14 protein-coding genes are annotated in these 21,106 nt (G+C 37.8%); 5 read left to right on the top strand and 9 right to left on the bottom strand.

All coding sequences use genetic code 11. The features are described 5' to 3' along the window. Positions 1-122: 122 nt before the first annotated feature. The 7 genes from tal to ilvD form a co-directional block, all read right to left on the bottom strand. Complete coding sequence (tal, locus tag XEN7305_RS20855; protein WP_040898908.1) at positions 123-1,271, bottom strand: transaldolase; 1,149 nt, start codon at positions 1,269-1,271, stop codon at positions 123-125. Positions 1,272-1,468: 197 nt separating this feature from the next. Next, on the bottom strand, positions 1,469-2,536 hold the full coding sequence (gene fbp, locus XEN7305_RS20850; protein WP_006511500.1) for a class 1 fructose-bisphosphatase: 1,068 nt from the start codon (positions 2,534-2,536) through the stop codon (positions 1,469-1,471). Between the two features lie 181 nt (positions 2,537-2,717). Beyond that, the gene (locus XEN7305_RS20845; RefSeq protein ID WP_006511499.1) at positions 2,718-3,107 is read right to left on the bottom strand and encodes an agenet domain-containing protein; all 390 of its coding nucleotides are present in this window, start codon (positions 3,105-3,107) and stop codon (positions 2,718-2,720) included. 64 nt (positions 3,108-3,171) lie between these two features. Further along, positions 3,172-4,839 (bottom strand): AarF/ABC1/UbiB kinase family protein, encoded by a 1,668-nt coding sequence (locus tag XEN7305_RS20840; protein WP_006511498.1) that lies wholly within the window; start codon positions 4,837-4,839, stop codon positions 3,172-3,174. A gap of 32 nt (positions 4,840-4,871) precedes the next feature. Next, the gene (locus tag XEN7305_RS20835) at positions 4,872-6,779 is read right to left on the bottom strand and encodes an ATP-binding protein (RefSeq protein ID WP_006511497.1); all 1,908 of its coding nucleotides are present in this window, start codon (positions 6,777-6,779) and stop codon (positions 4,872-4,874) included. Positions 6,780-7,116: 337 nt separating this feature from the next. After that, positions 7,117-9,624: an EAL domain-containing protein gene (locus XEN7305_RS20830; RefSeq protein WP_006511495.1), complete on the bottom strand. Its 2,508-nt coding sequence runs from the start codon at positions 9,622-9,624 to the stop codon at positions 7,117-7,119. Positions 9,625-9,992: 368 nt separating this feature from the next. Next, positions 9,993-11,675, bottom strand: coding sequence for a dihydroxy-acid dehydratase (ilvD, locus tag XEN7305_RS20825; RefSeq protein ID WP_006511494.1), 1,683 nt, complete (start codon positions 11,673-11,675; stop codon positions 9,993-9,995). 201 nt (positions 11,676-11,876) lie between these two features. Here ilvD and XEN7305_RS20820 point away from each other — a divergent pair, with 201 nt between their 5' ends. From XEN7305_RS20820 to XEN7305_RS26970, 3 genes are all read left to right on the top strand, one after another. Then, complete coding sequence (locus XEN7305_RS20820) at positions 11,877-13,463, top strand: VanZ family protein (protein WP_006511493.1); 1,587 nt, start codon at positions 11,877-11,879, stop codon at positions 13,461-13,463. Positions 13,464-13,467: 4 nt separating this feature from the next. Next, positions 13,468-13,839, top strand: coding sequence for a VOC family protein (locus XEN7305_RS20815; RefSeq protein WP_006511492.1), 372 nt, complete (start codon positions 13,468-13,470; stop codon positions 13,837-13,839). Between the two features lie 436 nt (positions 13,840-14,275). Then, positions 14,276-14,908, top strand: coding sequence for a DEP domain-containing protein (locus XEN7305_RS26970; protein ID WP_006511491.1), 633 nt, complete (start codon positions 14,276-14,278; stop codon positions 14,906-14,908). A gap of 269 nt (positions 14,909-15,177) precedes the next feature. On the opposite strand, the gene XEN7305_RS20805 is transcribed toward XEN7305_RS26970, so the two are convergent. Further along, positions 15,178-16,398, bottom strand: coding sequence for a DUF1501 domain-containing protein (locus tag XEN7305_RS20805; protein WP_006511490.1), 1,221 nt, complete (start codon positions 16,396-16,398; stop codon positions 15,178-15,180). 87 nt (positions 16,399-16,485) lie between these two features. Next, positions 16,486-17,982, bottom strand: coding sequence for a DUF1800 domain-containing protein (locus XEN7305_RS20800; RefSeq protein ID WP_006511489.1), 1,497 nt, complete (start codon positions 17,980-17,982; stop codon positions 16,486-16,488). Between the two features lie 489 nt (positions 17,983-18,471). On the opposite strand from XEN7305_RS20800, the gene XEN7305_RS20795 reads away from it, so the two are divergent. Further along, a complete protein-coding gene (locus XEN7305_RS20795; protein ID WP_006511488.1) occupies positions 18,472-20,112 on the top strand; it encodes a response regulator in 1,641 nt (546 codons plus the stop codon). 131 nt (positions 20,113-20,243) lie between these two features. Then, positions 20,244-21,101, top strand: coding sequence for a response regulator transcription factor (locus XEN7305_RS20790; RefSeq protein ID WP_006511487.1), 858 nt, complete (start codon positions 20,244-20,246; stop codon positions 21,099-21,101). The last annotated feature ends 5 nt before the right edge of the window (positions 21,102-21,106 follow it).

The following is a 21,106-nucleotide window of genomic DNA, read 5'->3' as shown; positions in this document are numbered from 1 at the left end:
AGGTGGCGCAAGGGAACGCTGACCAAGAGGGGGATGAGGATACTTGTGTAGTAACTACGAGCTACTAGTTACCATTTAGTATCTAGCAGCTTGTAGCATGTCGTCCTAGTCTTTGGTTTTTCTTAAACAGTTGCTAGTTGTTTGATTTTGGCTTCAAGAGATGCCATCAGAGATTCGAAAGGCTTGATAAATTTGTCAATCCCTTCTTCTAGCAATTCGCTCATCACTTCAGCAAGCGCGATCGCAACGTCGTCATCTTCCAAGCTACCAATAACTTGATATGCTTCATCGATATTGCTTTCAATACGATTAGCTGGATCGCAGTGATCAGCACAGGCTTCAATAGTCTTAGGAGGCAAGGTATTAACTGTATCCGTTCCTACCAAATAATCCACATACATCACATCGCTATATTCAGGATTTTTGGTACCAGTCGAAGCCCATAATAGCCTTTGTACCTTTGCGCCCTTAGCTGCCAAAGCTTGCCATCTTTCACTACCAGAGATTTCTTTGTATTTCTGATAGGCGATTTTGGCATTTGCGATCGCAACTTTACCTTTTAACCCAATGAGTTTAGCTCCAGTATCTGAGCCGACGCCCGACTTAATTTTAGCGTCGAGGCGATTATCAACATTCGTGTCAATGCGACTGAGGAAGAAACTGGCAACCGAAGCGATTTTACTCACATCTCCTCCCGAGTCGGCCAGCTTTTCTAAGCCGCGAATATATGCCCACGCCGTATCAACATAACTTTCTACCGAAAACAGCAAAGTTACATTAACATTAATTCCCGCAGCAATAGTCGCTTCCACCGCCGGCAACCCTTCGGGCGTACCAGGAATTTTGATCATCACATTTGGTCGATCTATGGCTTTGTAGTAACGCTGGGCTTCGGATATAGTACTGGCGGTATCTTTGGCGATCGTCGGTGGCACTTCTACGCTCACATAGCCATCTAAGCCATTGGTTTTTTCGTAAACAGGCAAGAAAACATCGCAAGCATCACGAATATCTTTAAAGACCAAATCCTCGTAAATCTTGTCTACTGACTTCTCGGCTTTGATCCCAGCGGTAATCTGCTCATCATAAATCTGATTTCCCGCGATCGCCTTTTCAAAAATCGCCGGATTAGAAGTAATCCCAAGAATTCCTCTAGTTTCAATCAGTTGAGCCAGTTCTCCAGACGAGATAATATCTCGACTAAGATTATCCATCCAGATACTTTGGCCATAGGTATTTTCAATTTCTTGAATAGGGGTTGCTGTCACGATTATTTACTCCTTAATTTAATTTTTAATTTTTAAACTCGCGCCTTCCCTTGCGTCACCTACCCCTAACCCCTTCCTACAGGAAGGGGAACAATATAGTCTCTCCTTTCAGGAGAGATTTAGAGAGGTTCGGCACGGGGTCGAGACCCTTCGGGTAGAGCTCCGCAAGCGTTAATTTTCAATTTTCAATTTTCAATTAACTAAGAAACTGTCACTGATTCAGTCTCTAGTTGTCTTCTAGTCCAATCTTGAATAAAAGACTCTACCAATTCCACATCTTTAGTGCTGCCGATGACTAAAGGGGTTCGCGCATGTAACTTATCGGGGATCACATCCAATATCCTTTGCTCTCCTGTACTAGCTTTCCCTCCTGCCTGTTCAGTCAAAAATGCTAGGGGGGAACTTTCGTATAGTAATCGCAACTTTCCTTCAGGCTTTTGCACTGTACCGGGATAGAGAAAAACCCCACCTTGTAGCAAAATACGATGAAAATCTCCCACTAAAGCCCCGCTATAACGAGCGGTATAACCTTCATGACGATGAACATAACGGATATATTCCCGTATCGATTCATTCCATTGCCAATAATTACCTTCATTAACACTGTAGACCGGTCCATGGTGGGGAATCTTGATATTTTCGCCAGCTAAAATAAATTCTCCCAAACTAGGATCGAGAATAAATGAATGTACTCCTTTGCCCAACGAATAAACCAATACGGTGGAAGGACCATATAAAACGTAACCTGCGGCAATTTGTCGATCTCCCGATTGCAGCAAATCCTGAGCTTCTCCATCTAAATCTTCCCCTTGTTGTTGACGCAAGGAGAAAATAGAACCGACATTGAGATTAATATCGACATTAGAAGAGCCATCAATAGGGTCGTACAGCAATGTGTAGCGTCCTACAGGGCAATTTTCAGGAATGTAATAGGGTTTTTCCATCTCTTCCGAGGCTAAGCGACAGACCAAGCCGCTTTGCTTAAATACAGAGATAAACACCTCGTTGGCATAGATATCCATCTTTTTGACAGATTCCCCTTGGACATTGGTTTCTCCGGTAAAACCTAACGCCCCGGCCATTAATCCCGCCTTACTAAGACGACGAGAAACTAGCTTCGCTGCCAAAGCAATGCGATTCATAATCGCACTAATATCTTGTGCTTCTGGATTAAAACTAGATAATTGTTGGAGTACATGCCGAGATAGGGTTGTACAATCGCGATCTAAACTATGCTCATTAACAATTGGTGGTTCTGGATGCTGCATAAATAAAAACCTCCCTAGAGGAGAGTTTTAAGGAAAGGAAATATTGGAAAATTTATAATTTATTTGTGCTACTTATTTATTTTAGAAAAAAATTTTGCTGACCCACGTCAAGCTTAAGATCCACTTAAACAATTAGTCATGAGCCTTAGCTTCAAGTATGGGATTTTGGGATTGCAATAGTTTAGTAACGAAGTCTTGCCGGTTCAACCCATTCATCCCAAGAACTATCATAGCCATCATAGGTGATTCGATAACTATTTCTACTAGCATCTAAAATGCGTCCAGGGTACCATTGGCCTTTCCACTTAATTTTGACAGCTTGACCGATGTAAAAGGTTGCACGAAAGCGAGTCAGTTCAACCCATTCATTCCAGGAACTATCATAGCCATCATAGGTGATATAACAACTATTTCCACTAGTATCTAAGACTTGCGCTGAATACCATGCGCCTTTCCAAAGAACTTCCCCTCTCTGACCTACAGAGCAAGGGATTGCTGCACTGGCATGGGAAACAAGTATACTAAGAAAAAAAGTTATAGAACTCCAAAACCAGGCTTGTTTGAGTTTCATAATTATATTTCCTCAAGATTATCGTTTTTATTCTTTAGATTTCCCAAAAACGACCAAATATTGCTTATTTACCCATACGAGCCATTTTTTCTTTAACTACTAAACTCATAAGAGACCGCATTAACAGTAAAAACCAGAGTCCTGATAAGCCGAACATGACAAAAGACAAAACCCGATAAGAATTCACAAAAAACATCGTGCCTGACAGTAGGGTAAAGCCTGTTAAGCAGGTAAAGATTAAACTTTTAATCCCTAGTTGAATTAGTTTTAAACTGCGATCGCTCTCAACAGAACGCACCCGAACTTGCAGCTCTCCTAATTCCAATCGAGATTCCAATCTTTGAATAGATAATTCAGTAGGATTAGGCTGATTAAATTTGTATTGAACTAAATCTTTAGCTTGTCTGGCTACCGCACCCAAAATATTAGTTGGTTTTTGCGAAAAAGCCATATTTTTAAAAAACGGTTGGGCGGCAGCCAACAGGTTGTATTGAGGATCGAGAACCCGCGCAATACCATCTAGAGTGGTCAGAGATTTGATGATAAAAGTCATCTGAGGCGGCAAGCGAAAAGGCTGTTGCTCGAACATCAGATAAATTTCGTCAGTTAGTTGTTCAAAGGCTCTAACATCTATTGGTTTATCTCGAAATTCGCTTAAGAGAAAAGACACCATCCTTTTAATGGGAGTCATATCGGAAACAGGTTCGATTAACCCCATATAGATTAAAGTTTGCACCACCTCATCAGCATCATTTTTGAGTACAGCAAAAAAAGTTTTGACCATCTGATCCTGCGCGATCGCCTTGACCTCGGCCATGGTCCCAAAATCATAAAAAATAATTTCACCTTGGGGGGTAACAGCCATATTCCCTGGATGAGGATCGGATTGGAAAAATCCATCTTCCAATAATTGTTTAAGATAGCAAGTAATTCCCAATTGAATTACTTCTTTAGGATTAACTTTATTCGCTTCTAAAGTTGATAGGTCATCAATTTTAATGCCAGGTAAATATTCTAAACTCAAAATTTTGCGAGTTGTATATTTCCAATATACTTTGGGTGCAATTACTTTATGATATTTTTGGAAGTTTTCCCGAAAACGTTCGGCATTTTTGCCCTCATGAATATAATCTATTTCTTGAAATAATAGTTCAAAAAATTCTTGATAAATCGCCTCCAAATTATATTTTCGTAGATTTCGCGAAAAGCGATTAATTAGCCTAACTAAACGGTGCAAAATCTCAAAATCTAGATTAAATAACTTCTCTAATCCTGGACGTTGTACCTTAACAACAATGTCTTCGCCCGTATGCAATCTGGCTTTATGTACTTGTCCTAAGCTAGCTGCGGCGATCGGTTTAGGGTCAAAATCACGAAATGTGCTATAAATCGGCTTACCTAATTCTTTTTCAATAGCTGCGATCGCTTTTTCTGAGGCGAATGGCGGTACTCGATCTTGTAATTGACTAAATTCTTGCACATATTCCAAAGGAATGAGATCCGCACGGGTTGAGAGGGCTTGACCGATTTTAATAAATGTCGGGCCTAGATTTAATAAATTGCCGACTAGCCATTTTGCTCGCCGAGTTTTTTGCTGGGAAGAATTGTTTCCCACTAAATTATCCCACCAGAGAGATAAGAAGAATTGAGAAGCAATAAAAAAAGTTTTGACTTGTCTGAAAAAGGGTGAATAGTTATTGTTGGACCAGGATAATAGACGTTTTTTTCTCATTTAGAATTCAAAATATAGAATTCAAAAATATTTTAAGCTTGTTTAATCTGAGGTAATTTTACTGTAAAAACTGTTCTAAAAATTTCTGGGTTTTCCAACGGTTCACTGGTGACAGAAATACTACCATTAAGATGTTCGACTAAATACTTCACTAAAGCTAAGCCCAAACCCGTACCGGGAACGGCGCGATCGGTTACACCTTTGCCGCGACGAAATTTATCAAAGATATGAGGCAATTCTTCTTCTGCGATTCCCGGCCCATCATTGGCGATCGCAATTTCGATTTCTTTACCCTTCATCGTAGAATGACTATTGGCAAAGAGAGTGACTGCCGTATCCGGCTCAGCATATTTACCGGCATTTAACAGCAACTCATTAAGAATATGATTGAGGCTATCTAAATCAGAATAAAAATTCAAATTAGGTTCAGAGAAATGAGTTTCCAAAGTTAGTCCGCGATCGCTATGCCATTTTTTGGAGAAAGATGCCGCCAACTCATCAGCAATTTGAATAAAATCCAACTCTTGAGGAGCAAACGTGAGCTCTCCCGATTCTACCTGTTGTAAAGTCAATAAATCTTTAATTAAATTAAATTCGCGATCCCATTCTTGTTCGAGAATATTGAGGTATTTATCTCGCATATCATCAGGTAAAGGTTGGCGTAGCATTTTAATTGCCATTTTCATGCTAGTCAAAGGAGTCTTCAACTCATGGGACATGCTACTGAGAAAATCATCTTTCAACTCATTAAGTTGTCGCAACTGCTGAATTTGCTGACGCATTTTCTCCGAGAGTTTAGCTTGAACATCCAAGCTCCATTTTAGTTGCGCGGTTCGTTCTTCGACTATTGATTGTACTTGATTAAGCGTTTGGTGATGGATCATCGCAATACTCATCTGAACTGCGATCCAGTTAACCACTTCCACTTCTTCGGTGGTCCAATCATGGTCTTGCTTGCTTTCTAAAACCAGAAAACCCAAAACCAAAGCTGGCTGCGATGGGCTCGTATTTTTGCCCATTAAAGGAACAATTAATAGAGCTGCTGACTTTTCTGGTGCTCCCCCATCAGTCAAAGACTCAGTTGCGAAATCAGGAAAATTGGCCTGCCGACTTGTCATCAAAGCTTCTGGAGCTTGGGCAAAAGCTTGGCGCAACCAACTAGAATCGGCTAATTGAAACGAAAAATCTTTCCCTAATGTCGAATCTTGTGTTTCTTTTGACCAATTATAGGCAACTTTGGCGGTGGCTTTTACTGTTTGTTGACGAGTACGATGACTAAAAAAAGGATCTTTATATTTAAGAGTCAAAACTTTGCCTCGATCAACTTGTAGCACTTGTCCAATTTCTGACAACACCAGACTGAATAAACAATCTAAGTCAGAATTGCGACTAATCTCTCGACTTAAACGACTCAGTAAATTTTGATGCTGAGTTTTAATTTGAGCTTGTTGTTGTAATTGAATATGGGAGATTGCGATCGCCATTGAGTCTGCAACTGTTTCTAATAATTGTTGTTCGGAATTAGTCCATTTGTAGCTATGGGGTTGCAGTAAGATCAGCGCTCCATTAGCTTTACCTTGAAAACTCGTCACTATATTGAGTGAGGTTTTAGCAAAACAATTCCCATTTAATATATCCGCACTAAAAGAAAAATGGGATTTTGAATGAGTTCTAGATAATACCGATTTTGAGCATACAGCTTCAGATATCACAGTTGATAGATGCTCTTTTTCCGCCGCAGTGAAAAACCCGTTCCGCCATAAGCCAAATTCTAGGTTTTTAGCAGAATCTATATCACCAGAAAGAATGCCACAAGCATCTACTTGGAACAACTCCGCCATTATTGCGGCTAGATCATTGAGAATTACTGAAGCATGAGAGTTCGAGATAACTTTCAATATCTGTTTTTCGATCTGATGAGACTTTAGTAAATGTTGCATCTTCTACGCTAAGTATTCCTGATTCATAGGCAAGGAAAGTAAGATATTGATTAACTTAAACGGATTCATCTTTGACCCAAATTAATCGACTTTTATTGTCAGTCGTGATGTTACCAATCATCTTTAATACCTGCTCCATAAAAAGGAAAGATACTAATCAGCTGTTCTAAACGACTTCCTTATAGAGTTAGCATTCCCATTTTCGTCAAATTTATACCAAAATCATCATAGTACATTTGTTTTATTGTAAACATACTAAGAGTTTCACTTTGAATATATTGTTTATGAAACATAACAAAAAATAATATATTGTTTACGAAATATAATAAATGATTAATTATTGTTCACTGTTTTCTCGATGAGATGGCAAAAGTTCAGTATTTCCTTTGGTAAATGGCAATAGTTTAGTGACTTCTTCCGCAGCTAAGGGACGACTGAACCAGAAACCTTGCATTTGTATACATTCTTGACTTCGCAAGATTTCAATTTGTTCTTCTGTTTCTACCCCTTCAGCGACAATTCTTAAATTAAAGCCTTTTCCTAAAACCACCATAGCCGAAACAATTGCTAAATCCTGAGGATTATTCGTTAGATTTTGAATAAAACCTCGATCAAGTTTTAAAGTATCAAAAGGAATTTTTCTCAATCTTTCTAGAGAGGCAAACCCAGTGGCAAAGTCATCAATAGAAATATGGAGACCAATATCTTGTAATTGAGAGAGAATACCCCGAGAATACTCGATATCTTGCATTACCGTACTAGCTGATATTTCCAATTCTAGTAACTGGGGTTCTAATTGAGTTTCATCCAAGATTTCTTTGATTACTAACGGCAAATTAGGTTGTTTAAATTGTAGAGGAGAAAGATTAACTGATATTTTTAGCGGTGGTAATCCTTCAACATGCCATTGTTTATTCTGTCGGCAAGCAGTTCTAATAACCCATTCGCCAATAGAAATAATTAATCCTGTTTGTTCTGCAATAGTAAGAAAACTGCTGGGGGAGACTAGTCCTAGTTCGGGATGCTGCCAGCGCAAAAGAGCTTCTATTCCCTGAATATTACCATTATTAACATCAACCTGAGGTTGATAATAAAGTACAAACTCTTCTTTTTCTAAAGCCTGATGTAAAAAATGCTCTAATTTTAGCTGTACCATAGCTTGCGAATTCATGTTCTCACTGTAGAATTGATAGCTAAGGTCACTAGTATTTTTAATACGAGATAAGGCAATATCCGCATTCTTGAGTAATAATTCGATATTATCTCCGTCCTGAGGGTAAATTGAAATTCCCATTTTGACGTTAATATGTAATTGATGAGCTTTCAGTTTGAAGTCTTGTGCCAAAGAGTCTAAAATTCTAATGCTAACCTTAGCAGCTTCTTCAATAGCAGTAATCGTAGGCATCAGAATAATAAAGTTATCTTCTTCCCAATGAACAAGAGTATCTCCCGAACTCAAAGCAGACTTAATTCTCTCAGAAAAACTTGCCAGCAATAAATTACTCAGCTCAATATTTAGAGAATTTTTGATAACTGGAAACTCATTTATTTTGATTGATATTACAGCAAGTAATTTGTCATGGTTTGCCGCATTTTTGATTGCATCATTTAATTGCTCCAAAAATTTTATAGGCTTGGGAACAACAGCAAAGACATTATTACTTTCTTGTAAATCTTGCTCATTACTGTTATTTTCATTAATAATAAGAAGTAAGATTGTTGGTTCATCTTGATGCTCTATTGCCTGGATATATAGACTGACTGTGACAATATCTCTATTCTTTTTACACAGGCAATATTCTTCGACAAACAATGTTTCTTTTGCAACGATATCCGATAAATTTTTTAAAATACCCGATTTGTCAAAAATCAAATTGTCAATTGAAATCGAAGTTAATTCTTCTTGGGAATAGTCTAAAATATCACAGACAGCTTCATTTACTTCTAATATTCTTTTACTGCCATAATCTACGAGGATTATTCCCTCAGTATTTTTTTGAGCAATAGTCTTATAGAGAGAGTTTTTGATGAATAATTTTCCTTCAATGCTTTTATAATCAGTTATATTCTCTATATAGCTTCTGATTAGTTTGTTTTCTGGCAAATAATGAGAAGTTTGGCGAAAATACTGATTATTTATTTTTAATTCTCTAACTAAAATATCTTGCTCCGCAGTCACCTTAGAAGTCAATTCTTCTAGTAAAGGATGTTCTTCGCGTTTTCTTGTCAAATTTTTGAAACTGTTTAAAGCTTGAGAATTTAGAAAAGTAATATTCCCATGAAGATCAATTTCAATAATAGATTGTGGGCTTAAATCAGCAACAGAAGTCAAACGAATCAACTCAGCATTGTCAAGTTTTTCAACCTGATTGGGAATTTCATCCTCAGAGGCTATTAGCGTTTCTTTATTAATTAGAGTTTGCTTGCTATAATCTTCCGATCCTGTAGCTCTAGAAGATTCAAGAATAGAATTGCCAGAGTTTTTAAGTATACCAGAATCATCATCAGTAATTTGATATTTTGCTTTTAAATCTGCACTAAACTTAATAACATCGCCATGTTTTAGCTCATGAACCAAACATTTTTTTTCATTAATAATAATTCCATTACGGCTTCTATTTCCTTGCAAGTCTCCATCTAGAATCCAGTAAGAATAACTATTATTTTTAACGTCGGTTCTTCTCAGTAAAGTAGCATGATTGCGAGATACTTTTTGAGAATTAAGAACAATATTATTGCTAGAATGTCTGCCGATAGAATAAGTTGCTTCGTTTAAAGTAATTGCCTTACTAAAAGTTGCATTGTCTATAGTTAATACATGATGCTTAATGCCTAATTCATTCATTATTCTTCATGAAATATTTAGCTATCTTTGTTGATTGACCTCGTACTGCTAATAATATTTTCTTGTAAAAATAAAAATCTAAATAGCATGCCATAAATCTCAATAAGAAAAATCGCCGAAGGTTCTAAGCGCAGGGTTTAGATCTTTAGCAGTCTCTAAAATAAGAAATAGCTTCGTTTAGAAATAGCATTGTATTAAGTACTTACTGCGTTCTAATATGCGGGCTCAGTCTATAGTTCCCCAAAATAGTTTTGAAAATATCATTATTCGGAATTAGAAAATATTCTGATAAGTCTGCTTAAGATGAAAGATAAAAAAAGAGGGGAATATAGCTTTCCTCTCTTTAGTGATCGCTTTTTGTGATGAATTTACAGATTGAGATCTGTTACGGCTCCTAAACTACTCGAAGAAACTAACTTGGCATATTTGGCTAATACTCCTCTGGTATAGCGAGGGTTTGGAGCTTGCCAATTAGCCTTGCGCTCAGTTAATTCTGCTTCAGAAACATTGAGTTGTAATAATTTTTGATGGGCATCGATAGTAATACTGTCGCCCTCTTCCACAAGGGCAATGGTGCCACCAACTGCTGCTTCTGGGGCAACATGACCGACAACTAATCCATAGGTCCCACCAGAAAACCGACCATCGGTAATTAACCCAACAGAATCTCCTAATCCCGCGCCGATAATAGCTGAGGTGGGAGCCAACATTTCCCGCATTCCCGGGCCCCCTTTGGGGCCTTCATAGCGAACTAGAATAACATCTCCTGGGTTTATTTTGCCCTGTAAAATGGCATCGAGACAGGATTCCTCGGATTCAAAAACTCTAGCGGGCCCAGTAAGTTGGGGATTTTTGACGCCACTGATTTTGGCCACAGAACCTTCGGCTGCCAGATTTCCCTTAAGTACAGCTAAATGTCCTTCCGTATATACAGGCTTACTCCAAGGACGTACTACATCTTGATTGGCTGGGGGAATATCATCCACTTCGGCTAAAACTTCGGCAATGGTTTGACCGGAGATAGTTAGAGCATCACCATGAAGCAAACCTTGTTGCAGTAACATTTTCATCACTAAGGGAATACCACCTACTTTATGTAGATCTGTGGCTACATAGCGACCAGAGGGTTTGAGATCGCAGAGCACCGGTACTCGTTGACGAATTGTTTCAAAATCATCAATGGTTAGTTTGACTCCAATGGTATTTGCGATCGCGAGTAAATGTAAAACGGCATTGGTGGAGCCGCCAACTGCCATAATCACAGAGATGGCATTCTCAAAGGCTTTACGAGTTAAAAGCTGGCTGGGAAGAATTTGCTTTCTGACCGCTTCTACAAGCACAAAAGCTGATTTTTCGGTACTCTCGGCTTTTTCTTCGTCTTCTGCTGCCATGGTTGAGGAGTAAGGTAAACTCAATCCCATTGCTTCGATCGCCGATGACATGGTATTGGCGGTAAACATCCCACCACAAGATCCGGCTCCCGGACAAGCATTCCGTTCGATCGCTGTTAATTCTGCCTCATCAATTTTTCCGGCACTAAATTGGCCTACGGCCTCAAAAGCGCTAACTACGGTTAAATCTTGACCATTGTAATGTCCAGGCTTAATCGTGCCTCCATAGACGAAAATTCCTGGAATATTCATTCTCGCGATCGCAATAATAGCCCCAGGCATATTTTTATCACAACCACCAATGGCCATCACGCCGTCCATACTTTGCCCATTACAAGCGGTTTCAATCGAGTCGGCAATCACATCGCGGGATACTAGAGAATATTTCATGCCTTCTGTGCCCATCGAGATGCCATCGCTGATGGTGATCGTGCCAAACATTTGCGGCATCGCGCCTGCTTCAGTTAGGGCAGTTTCTCCCCGTTTTGCCAGGACATTAATGCCCATGTTACAGGGGGTAATTGTACTATAACCATTAGCTAAACCAATTATGGGCTTGGTAAAGTCTTCATCTCCAAAACCCGTTGCCCTTAACATGGCACGGTTAGGTGATCTTTGATGTCCTTGGGTTACAACTTGGCTTCTGCGATTGTTTGACATAAATTTTTTCTCCTTCTGGTTCTTACCCTCTGTATATGATGAACTATTGAGTGTTCATCATTAAATAAAATTACTGGTCTTCTGCCCTCTCTCTTGGTGAGCGTTCCCTTGCGCCTGACGGCGGCGCGGGGTCTCACCGCTGCCCTCTGCCTTCCTCAAAGCCCTATCCAAATTTTTTCATAAATCAGTTAAAAGACAATCATGGCTCAACATCATGATACAAAGCAAAATTTATTGCAATTTATTGAGATAAAATCTCAAACAATTATTGTCTTGAGTAGTTTCATTATTTTGTTTGTTACTCTATTACCCTTTGATTTTAGTTATCCTGATAGTTTTTCTTGGAATGATCTTAAAACCATTGCGACAACAGTTTCTCCTCCTGGAGACATTGCGGTTAACTTGGTTTTATTTATGCCTTTCGGCTGGGGTTTAGCTACCTTATTTTCGACAAAAAGGTTTAATCTTACAAAGACTATCTTACTGACCCTAATTGTTAGTTTTAGTTTTTCGACAACAATCGAAATTTTACAAATATTTTTACTTTTGCGGAGAACAACCCCGACAGATGTTGTTAACAATAGTCTGAGTGGAGTTTTAGGGGGGGTATTTTTTTTATTAGTTCGCAATAGATTAAAAGGATGTTATTTCTCTTTCTCTAAAAAGCTTTTTTTGAAAATATTTCTGATTGTCTGGCTAATTTATTTAATAAGCATAGGTTGGGCCTTAATATCCTTGAAAGATGCCACAAAACTTAGCAATTGGGAGCCTCAGTTTCCCTTGATGATTGGTAACGAACAGACCGGTAATCGACCCTGGAAAGGTGAAATGTCATATTTCTATCTTAGCGATCGCTTCTTGCCTCAGTCAATTATCGAAAAATTTTTAACAGCTGACAACCAACCTCAACTACTTCAAGATTATTTGCTAGGATACTATAGCTTTGAGGAACCAAAATTACAATATTTTGATCAATTAGGTAATTTACCAAGTTTAATATGGCAAGAAAAAAATATCAAAAAGATAACTAAATCAGCAAGTTCAAGCATTGTTTTAGATGAAAATAATTGGTTGCAAACTGAAATTCCCCCCAAGCAATTGACCAAGAAAGTCCAAAATAATTCTCAATTTACCATTGTTACCAAAATTAAAAGTAATGATAAAAAACAACAAGGAGCTGCCAGAATTTTTTCTCTTTCAGAAAATATTTATCAGCGTAATCTTAGTTTGGAGCAATTAGGATCAGATTTGAAGTTGCGTTTGCGTACTACCTTGACAGGAAATAATGGCAGAAATCCTGAACTAATTTTAAGAAATTTTTTTGATGATCTAGCATTTCATCAAATCGCGATCGCCTATAACGCTCAACAATTAAAAATTTATCTAGATAGCGTCGAAAATATTTATACTTTAAAGCTAAATTCAGAAGCAGCTTTTTTTTGGTCAATTCTCTATTTTATGGGAAGTAAAACTCCGATCTATATGGACAAGAGTAAGTTCTACAATTTTCTTTATCATAACTTGCTGTTTATGCCGTTTGGCTTTTTACTCGCTTTAATACTGATTATGTCGCCCAAGAAAAAAATGAGTTTTCTCCTTATATTCCTTTTGGGTACAATACTGCCTAGTTTAATTATTGAGACAATCTTATTGCTTACTGATAATGCAACAGGAAATTTGTCTTATAAATTATTGGATATTCCAACAATTGCTATTACAAGCCTAATTTTTAGAGCTCTTATGACATTAAAATTCAAAAAAAACATTTCTCCTAGATTTAAGCTGTAAAATTATGACCTTAACTTATACTCGTGCCTATATTGCGATCGCGGCTCTAGATATAACCAAAACCATCGATTTTTATACTAAGTTATTGCAATTAAACCCAACCAAATATATTCCTAATACTTATGCGGAGTTCGAGTTCTCTCAATTACGATTAGCTATTTTTCAACCCAAAGGCGATAATATTGACGAGTTCAACCGTCCCCAAGGTAGTAGTATGAGCCTTTGCCTAGAAGTGATTGATCTAGAAAATGCGATCGCCTTTTTAGCAGAGATTGGCTATCCGACATCCTGTCATATTATTACTGCTTCTCATGGCCAAGAAATTTATGCTTGCGACCCGTCGGGAAATCGACTGATTTTATACCAGAAAAATTGATAATAACCAAAAAATTAGGAATATAGGCAATAGATAAGCTTTAATCTCTTCCTAATCCGGCTTATGTTGCGTATAGCCATTGCTCCGGAATATTATCCCCGAAATATTGAGCTCAAATTAGATATTTCACGATAGCCTAAATTAAAGACTTCACAGGAAAAAATTATGTGTTAGTCTATAACTCTCATAATCCCAATTTGCGAAAAGATTGGGTAAGATTAGATGGAGTCAAGCCATATTGTGGTCTCCTCCAACAGGCATTGCTCCCTTCTTTAACTATTGTGTTACTTTCATTAACCAAAAAATAAATGATATTTATTTTTTAATTTGGATTAAGAATTCACATAAATGATTTTTTGATAGAAACCGAGAGAGAACTTGTTCATTTATATAACTAAAGTAAAGCAAAACCTTGATATAAGGAGAATCCTAATTCATGATGTTACTAACTAGTCAAGATGTTAAATATTGTCAAGCAACAGCTAATATCCAAGGTCAAGTAAAAAACAAGCCTGGAATTATTTACAATAACAGCCTATTCACCCTGGTACAGAAATACGCCCTAGAAGAACTAGAAGCTGCGATCAAAGAATATAGAGAAGATTTTTTGGATAATGAAGAGGTTCAATCCGCCACCTTGATGGTCAAAGAACAGAAAGCCGTTGGTATTTGGATGCATGATGATCGTTACCAACAATCAACGAAGTCCCAAGAAAAAGTAGAAGAATCTTCAGTCACTGCTACTTCAAGTAACACAAAAGAAAATAAATCTAGACATTTAGACCTCAATTATATTGTTTCTAAAATGCGAGGAGAAGATGGCTTAAAAATCAAAACTCGTCGTCACAAATTAAAATTACATCCCCATTGTTTTTTAGGGAATGAAGCAGTAGATTGGCTAGTTGCCCACTTTAATATAACTCGACAGAAAGCAGTAACAATTGGTCAGAATCTCGTGACCAAGAAAATTATTCATCATGTTTTGGATGAACATTTTTTTAAAGATGAAGTATTACTGTACAGATTTTATCAGGATGAAGATAAGAGCATGTGGACAAGTGGTTTGTAGTTGAGGGGTCAAGCGATCAGTTGTTTAGTTATGATTAACTTTTTATACCCCGTTTCTCGGATTTATCCGACGTATTTTGTCGTTTCCTGTTCTCCGTTCCCTATTGCCCAACGTTAGTTCGACGAATTTTTTTTTGATTAAATTTACCAAGTTGAACAACGAAGTAATCGGCTTTTCCCTAAATCCCCAAATCCCCAAACCCCCAAATTCTTATTCAGAACTAGTAAATTTTGTACTCATCGAACTCACTCTGCCCAGCGCGTAGCGCTTTATTTAATTAAATTGAGACTGTTCTGGAATTTATATCCAGGGAAAACATTTGTGAGTTCTCCAGAAGAAATTGCCAGATGATTTACGAGAATTGAGGCTATGGCTTCCCTAAAATCTGTGGTAACAGGTAGATCTCGTCCCTCATACAAAATAGAGTCTCCCAAACCTTCCCATTTTCCATAGATCTGTCCCCCGCGAATGGCTCCTCCCAATAACCAGAGAACATTGCCATGTCCATGGTCAGTGCCCTGGCTCCCATTCTCTTTGACTGTGCGACCAAACTCCGAAATCACAGCGATCGCAGTATTATTATAAACAGCACCTAGTTCTTGAACTAAAGTGGCTAGACCTTTCCCTAAATGGGGTAAAGAACGGTTCAAGAGAGTTTTTTCCCTAATATGAGTGTCCCAACCTCCAATATTCATAAAGGCTAGTTGTGTTCTGGCGTCGCCGCGCATCAGTTTGCCAACCTCTTTGGCATCATCAACAAAACCATTAACTGGAGCAGCATTGCCTGAGGCTGAGAGCATCTCTTGTTCCAGCTCCTTCATAATGATCTTTCTCGCTTCCACCCCCTTTCTATAAGCTTGAGCAAGCTCACTATTATTATTGTATAGCTTATTAAAAGCTCTAGTGATGGGGGGGTTATCTATGGGCAACCTATTGACTGAATTTTTTCCTGGGCGGATACTGGCGATCGCCATTTTACCCTGTAATATTCTCGGAGTTGTTATTCCTACATTGAGGGCTTGGGTAAGTCTATCCGCTGGCAATCCCGATAATAAACGATTCATCCAACCATCTTGAGTGGACTTAACTCCTGGTGTGCCACTTTCCATATAATCTTGAGCATCAAAATGAGAACGGGTATCATTTGGCGAACCACAGTTATAGATAAATGCTAGGTTTTTCCGTTGCCAAAAAGGCATAAGATCTGACAATGCCGGATGTAGGCCAAAAAAACCATCAAGATCAATTACTCCTTCTTGCTCTCCAGGATAGGAAATAGCAATCGAGGGTCTGACTCTGTAATAATCTGGGTCTTGGTGAGGAACAACCACATTTAAGCCATCGAGCCCCCCTCGCAGAAAAATCACAACCAAGCGTTGAGGATTAGTGGCTTGAGCCGCACCTCTGGCAATCCAGCTTTGACGACCCACAGGAATCAACATTCCCCCTGTTGCCAAAGCCATCTGAGCTAAAAACTTTCTTCTCTGCATTTTGACTTCCTATTACTTATTACCTATTACCTATTACCTATTACCTATTACCTATTACCTATTACCCATTACTTATTACTCATTACCCTATTTGTTCATCATTTCTGGACTACCTAAAGCCAATGCTGAACGTAAATGAGGTGGACTTTTCGCGATCGCATTTTTCGTATGTTGAGAGAAATTGTTACCCAAAGTAACTTTGAGTCGGGGAAATTTGACCGGTTGTTTTTTATTTAATATTCCATTAGAAATTGATGTCGCAATACTAACCCGTCTTAACATCGCTTCGGGATTTAGCCAAGCCTGTTTAGTATTTTTATAACCATCGGGAGTCTCACATCTATAAATTGGCATTGATAATTGATGAAGCATCCCTTTCATTCGTCTGATATCAGGAGTAATATCGCCTGCTCTGACCAAAGAGACTAGATACTGATAAGGGGTTTTAAATTTCTGCTCATAATATTGGGGATTGTTAAATTCTTCAGAATGAAACAAAACATTAAGTACCGCTGTAATATTACCCTGACTTTCTAGGAACTTGTTCTGTAACTTTTTTACTAGGGTTTCTGGTGGTTGATCTGCGACAAAATATTGTGCCAATTTGTAGCTGATAAATCTAGCAGTTGCTGGATGATTCGCTAAGATATCTAGAGCTTGTTCTCCCTCTTCAAGACCACTGCCTTGGATCGCATTTCCTAAAAAGGTCTTGTCCTGATTATCATGCCATACTTTGAAAAATCGGAAGCCATTTTCATCAGCGTTCTTGCCAGAGTAATCCACAGACCAACCGGTAAAAATTCTGGCTAAAGTAATTACATCTTCTTGGGTATAACCGCCATTAACTCCCAACGTATGTAGCTCCATCAGCTCACGAGCATAATTCTCATTGAGCCCTTTGTTCTTTTTCTGAGCGGCAGGACTATTGGGGTTTATATTCAAATCATTATCTAGATACAATAACATTGCTGGATGATGAGCCGTAACGTCTAATAAATCACGGAAATTTCCCAAAGCATGTTCTCGAATCTCCTGTTCGTAATCTGCTAGCCAAATATAAATTATTTTTTTTTGCCCATAAACGTTAAAGTGATTGAACCAAAAATCCACCATCACTTCTTGCAATTGATTAGGAGAAAATATTCCTTTTATTAAATGAGCATCTTGCGCCTGGTGCATGGTTTTTCTTTTGAAGGAACCTAGTTTTTTTTGTAATTTTTTCTGCTCCTCTGTGGTAGGGTTGACACCGTTTCGCCTCAGAAAATTAGCATTGTATTGTTGAGATTCCTTTAATAAACTCATCGGACTTCTCTTGACGGTATCTAATTTTGCCCAATAACTTTGTATCGCAGGATTTTTTTGGCCTTTTTTAGGATGAAGTTGCGATTGCAGATAATTTTCAAAACCCATCTGCTTAACCTTTGTGATATCTCCTGGTGCTAGCCCAAAACTCAGACGTTCTACTCCATGAATGAGTCGAGTATTCTCTGTACTCCCAGTTGTTTGCTGATGGTTCAACAAACCAAACCAGAACATTACAACACAAGTCAAGATTAAAGACCAATTTAGAAGTTTTTTCTTCATGGAAGCCTGTCGGTATTTGTTCAGCCACTATTATTACTTTACAAAATTAGAAAATACATTGGCATACTTTTTTATTTCAAAATTCTAGTGTTGAATATGAACCTAGTTTATGGAACTAAACATATTTGTTAAGATTCGGTAATAATGCTGTTTTTTTGCGGCAATAAACATGGTAGAGAGCTGAAGCATTGTAGTATATGTACTTAATGTTTTAATGTTTATTTTTTATTAATCGGTTGTTTTAGTGTTTATTTTTTATTAAGCGATTTTTGAATATCTAGAAGTTAGTATTTTTACATAGAAAAAAGAATTGAGAATCCGAGGGAAGAGTGATTATTTAAGCCTGGTTAATTTTGGGGATATAAGGTTCAAATAAAATTTTTAATTACCATCTAATCGGAAGTTTACGAATCTTGGAGTCCACTGAAGCCAATCCTTATCAAGCCTGGATCTGAATTTGATTAGCAAATAGCAAAAAGAGGAAGAAGTATGATTCCTAGCGCACCAGTAATTCGTGTAGTTTTAATAGAAGAGCAGAAGGTGATTCGAGAAGGGTTGAAAATCTTACTTGAATCCAACTCGGATATTAAAATAGTTGGTAGTTTTAGTGAAGGTCGTAATGCCATTGCGAATATTCAGGAGCTTAAGCCAAATATCGTACTAATCAGCACCGCATTGTCTGAAGTTAATGGGTTTGATTTAATTAAGCAGATACAAAAAAAACTAGATCACATAAAAATAATAGTTTTTTGTAACGATATTGACGCAGCAGATTTTGTTCAATATTTGGAGTTGGGAGTAAAAGGTTGTCTTCTCAAGAATGTTTCGGCCAAAAAAATTAGGGAAATAGTCCGCTATATTGACAAAGGTTATACACATATAGAAGATAATATTTTTAAAATAGTATTACCTCATTTATCTGATGCGATTTCCACTTTAGCGATCGCGGATGCTGAATTTCAAGATTCTCTGAAAAATCAAAACTCAGAGATTATTTTTAGTGATAATTTTCTGCTATCAAATTCTTCTTTAGACGCGACCCCAACTTTTTTTACTGAAAATAAAATTGCTCCACCTTATTTGCCTTTACCAGATAATATCTCCACAGCAGATTCCTTATCGGTTTCTAGCTCGGAAACCTCTCCTCAAAAAAATTGGTGGCAACAAACTGTTTCTAAGATAACTCTAATTGGATTAGGTATGGCTGTGATCGCAGCCGGCCTGATATCCTATCGACAGGGAACTGCTATTGTCATTAAAGACGCGGTTGTCAACGGAAAAATGGTTGCCATTGAGAGTCCTGTAGCAGGAACATTGCAAGAAATAGCTTATCTTGAGGGCATGAATCTGGCAGCTGAGCAACCTTTTGCTTCTATTAAGTCCTTAGAAGATAGCAAGGTATCTGAGAAAATTTCCCAGTTAGAAAAGGATATTATTCTTAAACAAGAGCAAATTGATAATGCCCAAAAGTTCTCCTCTTTTCTAGAAAAGCAATTGGAAGTTCTACCGCAGAAAAGTATAATTGCCCTTGATATTCCCCAGATTTCTGAAAATACTACAATCTCCATCGATAATTCTCGCGAAATTGCTAATGTGGAACAGCAAATATTCAATCAAAGATCTACTATTGATTTTTTGGGTAAAGAATTAGCCAATTTGCAAGATAGCTTAAAGGAAACACAAGCAAACTTGGTTGACAATCAAATAATTTCCCTAAAAGCTCCAATATCAGGAGCAATTTATCGTATTAACCATCAAGAAGGAGAGTTAGTCTCTGCAGGACAAGAGATTGCAACTGTTCTTGATTGTCAGCAGCTTTGGGTTGAGGCGATCGTTGATGAAAAAACTGCGGCAAAAATTAATTTGCAAAATGATGTTTCTGTTCAATTGGAAAACCGAGAATCTTTGATCGTCGGCCAGGTTAGTCGTATTTCTGCCTTAAGTCAAGATAGCCCCCAAACAACAACGAATCCCCCGTCCGTTACTTGGACTACCAATGCTTCTGTTGCCAATCAGATTAAAGAAAATTCCTATCGGCTGATTATTAATGTAGATTTTGCGACTTCAGAACTGGTGCTACAGGATTTGTGTCATGTCGGATTGACTGCCCAAATATCAATTAATAATTGAATATAGGTTATAGCATTTCTCAGATTAACAAGATACAGTTCCCGATTCCCGATTCCCTAAAGCAGAGCCTTGTATATCTCACTAATTTGATAAGTGCTATATAAATTATAAAATAATAATATTTGATAAAAATGATTCGCATATTAATAGTCGACGACCAAAATTTTACTAGAGAAGCTGTCAAATCTATCTTGGAACAAGAATCAGATTTTGAGATTATTGGTCAAGCTGAAAATGGGGTCAAAGCTTTGGCCAAAATTGACGAAATGCGTCCTGATGTGGCAGTCATAGATCTAGAGATGCCTGAAATGAATGGATTTGTCCTGACTCAAAAGATTAATCAACAATTTTCTCAGACCAAAGTGGTGATTCTCAGTTCCTGTGAAGATCATGACAGCATTAATGCCGCGGTGAAAGCTGGAGCTAAAGGTTATCTCCTCAAAAGTACTTCTGGTTCGGAATTGACTGATACAATTCGCTATGTTCAACGAGGATATTTTCAGCTGGGACCAGGATTGTTTGAAAAACTATTATCGGGTTTTATTCAAGACAATAGTGACACCACAAAAAATTTATTTCAGTTAGAAAATAAAGCTCAAGATAACTTTGCTCGTTTAGAGCAAGAAATTAAATCCAAAAATGAACAAACCCGCAATGAAATGTTTCTGGAGTTGAATAAACAAATTAAACATCTCAAAAATGAATTCCGTCAGGGGTTAGGGACTTTTCAGTACCAAGTAACCAATCAAATGAGACAGGGACTGGAGTCTTTAAGCGATCGCATCAACCATAAAACTGTTGATACCAATAATTTAGAGGAAAAGATCCAAGCTTGGGATTTTGAAAGACAGCAACAAATCAATAATATGCTGACAGGAACAAAAAAAACAGTTAGTAGTTTGGAGAAACAAGTTACGATTTTGCGTTATTGTCTAATTTTCCTGGCTATGAGCTTTTTCGTCGAGAAACTCGCCGTGTTTGTATTTTGAAGGCA

The organism is Xenococcus sp. PCC 7305 (genome assembly GCF_000332055.1).
In the GTDB taxonomy this organism is placed as follows: domain Bacteria; phylum Cyanobacteriota; class Cyanobacteriia; order Cyanobacteriales; family Xenococcaceae; genus Xenococcus.
The sequence above is the reverse complement of the archived record's forward strand: the minus strand, read 5'-3'. Positions and strand labels throughout refer to the sequence as shown.

What these genes read in the sequence shown, in the direction of transcription:
- fbp (WP_006511500.1), bottom strand. Translation starts at nt 2,536, where the DNA reads ATGCAGCATCCAGAACCACCAATTGTTAATGAGCATAGTTTAGATCGC.
- XEN7305_RS20845 (WP_006511499.1), bottom strand. Translation starts at nt 3,107, where the DNA reads ATGAAACTCAAACAAGCCTGGTTTTGGAGTTCTATAACTTTTTTTCTT.
- XEN7305_RS20840 (WP_006511498.1), bottom strand. Translation starts at nt 4,839, where the DNA reads ATGAGAAAAAAACGTCTATTATCCTGGTCCAACAATAACTATTCACCC.
- XEN7305_RS20835 (WP_006511497.1), bottom strand. Translation starts at nt 6,779, where the DNA reads ATGCAACATTTACTAAAGTCTCATCAGATCGAAAAACAGATATTGAAA.
- XEN7305_RS20830 (WP_006511495.1), bottom strand. Translation starts at nt 9,624, where the DNA reads ATGAATGAATTAGGCATTAAGCATCATGTATTAACTATAGACAATGCA.
- ilvD (WP_006511494.1), bottom strand. Translation starts at nt 11,675, where the DNA reads ATGTCAAACAATCGCAGAAGCCAAGTTGTAACCCAAGGACATCAAAGA.
- XEN7305_RS20820 (WP_006511493.1), top strand. Translation starts at nt 11,877, where the DNA reads ATGGCTCAACATCATGATACAAAGCAAAATTTATTGCAATTTATTGAG.
- XEN7305_RS20815 (WP_006511492.1), top strand. Translation starts at nt 13,468, where the DNA reads ATGACCTTAACTTATACTCGTGCCTATATTGCGATCGCGGCTCTAGAT.
- XEN7305_RS26970 (WP_006511491.1), top strand. Translation starts at nt 14,276, where the DNA reads ATGATGTTACTAACTAGTCAAGATGTTAAATATTGTCAAGCAACAGCT.
- XEN7305_RS20805 (WP_006511490.1), bottom strand. Translation starts at nt 16,398, where the DNA reads ATGCAGAGAAGAAAGTTTTTAGCTCAGATGGCTTTGGCAACAGGGGGA.
- XEN7305_RS20800 (WP_006511489.1), bottom strand. Translation starts at nt 17,982, where the DNA reads ATGAAGAAAAAACTTCTAAATTGGTCTTTAATCTTGACTTGTGTTGTA.
- XEN7305_RS20795 (WP_006511488.1), top strand. Translation starts at nt 18,472, where the DNA reads ATGATTCCTAGCGCACCAGTAATTCGTGTAGTTTTAATAGAAGAGCAG.
- XEN7305_RS20790 (WP_006511487.1), top strand. Translation starts at nt 20,244, where the DNA reads ATGATTCGCATATTAATAGTCGACGACCAAAATTTTACTAGAGAAGCT.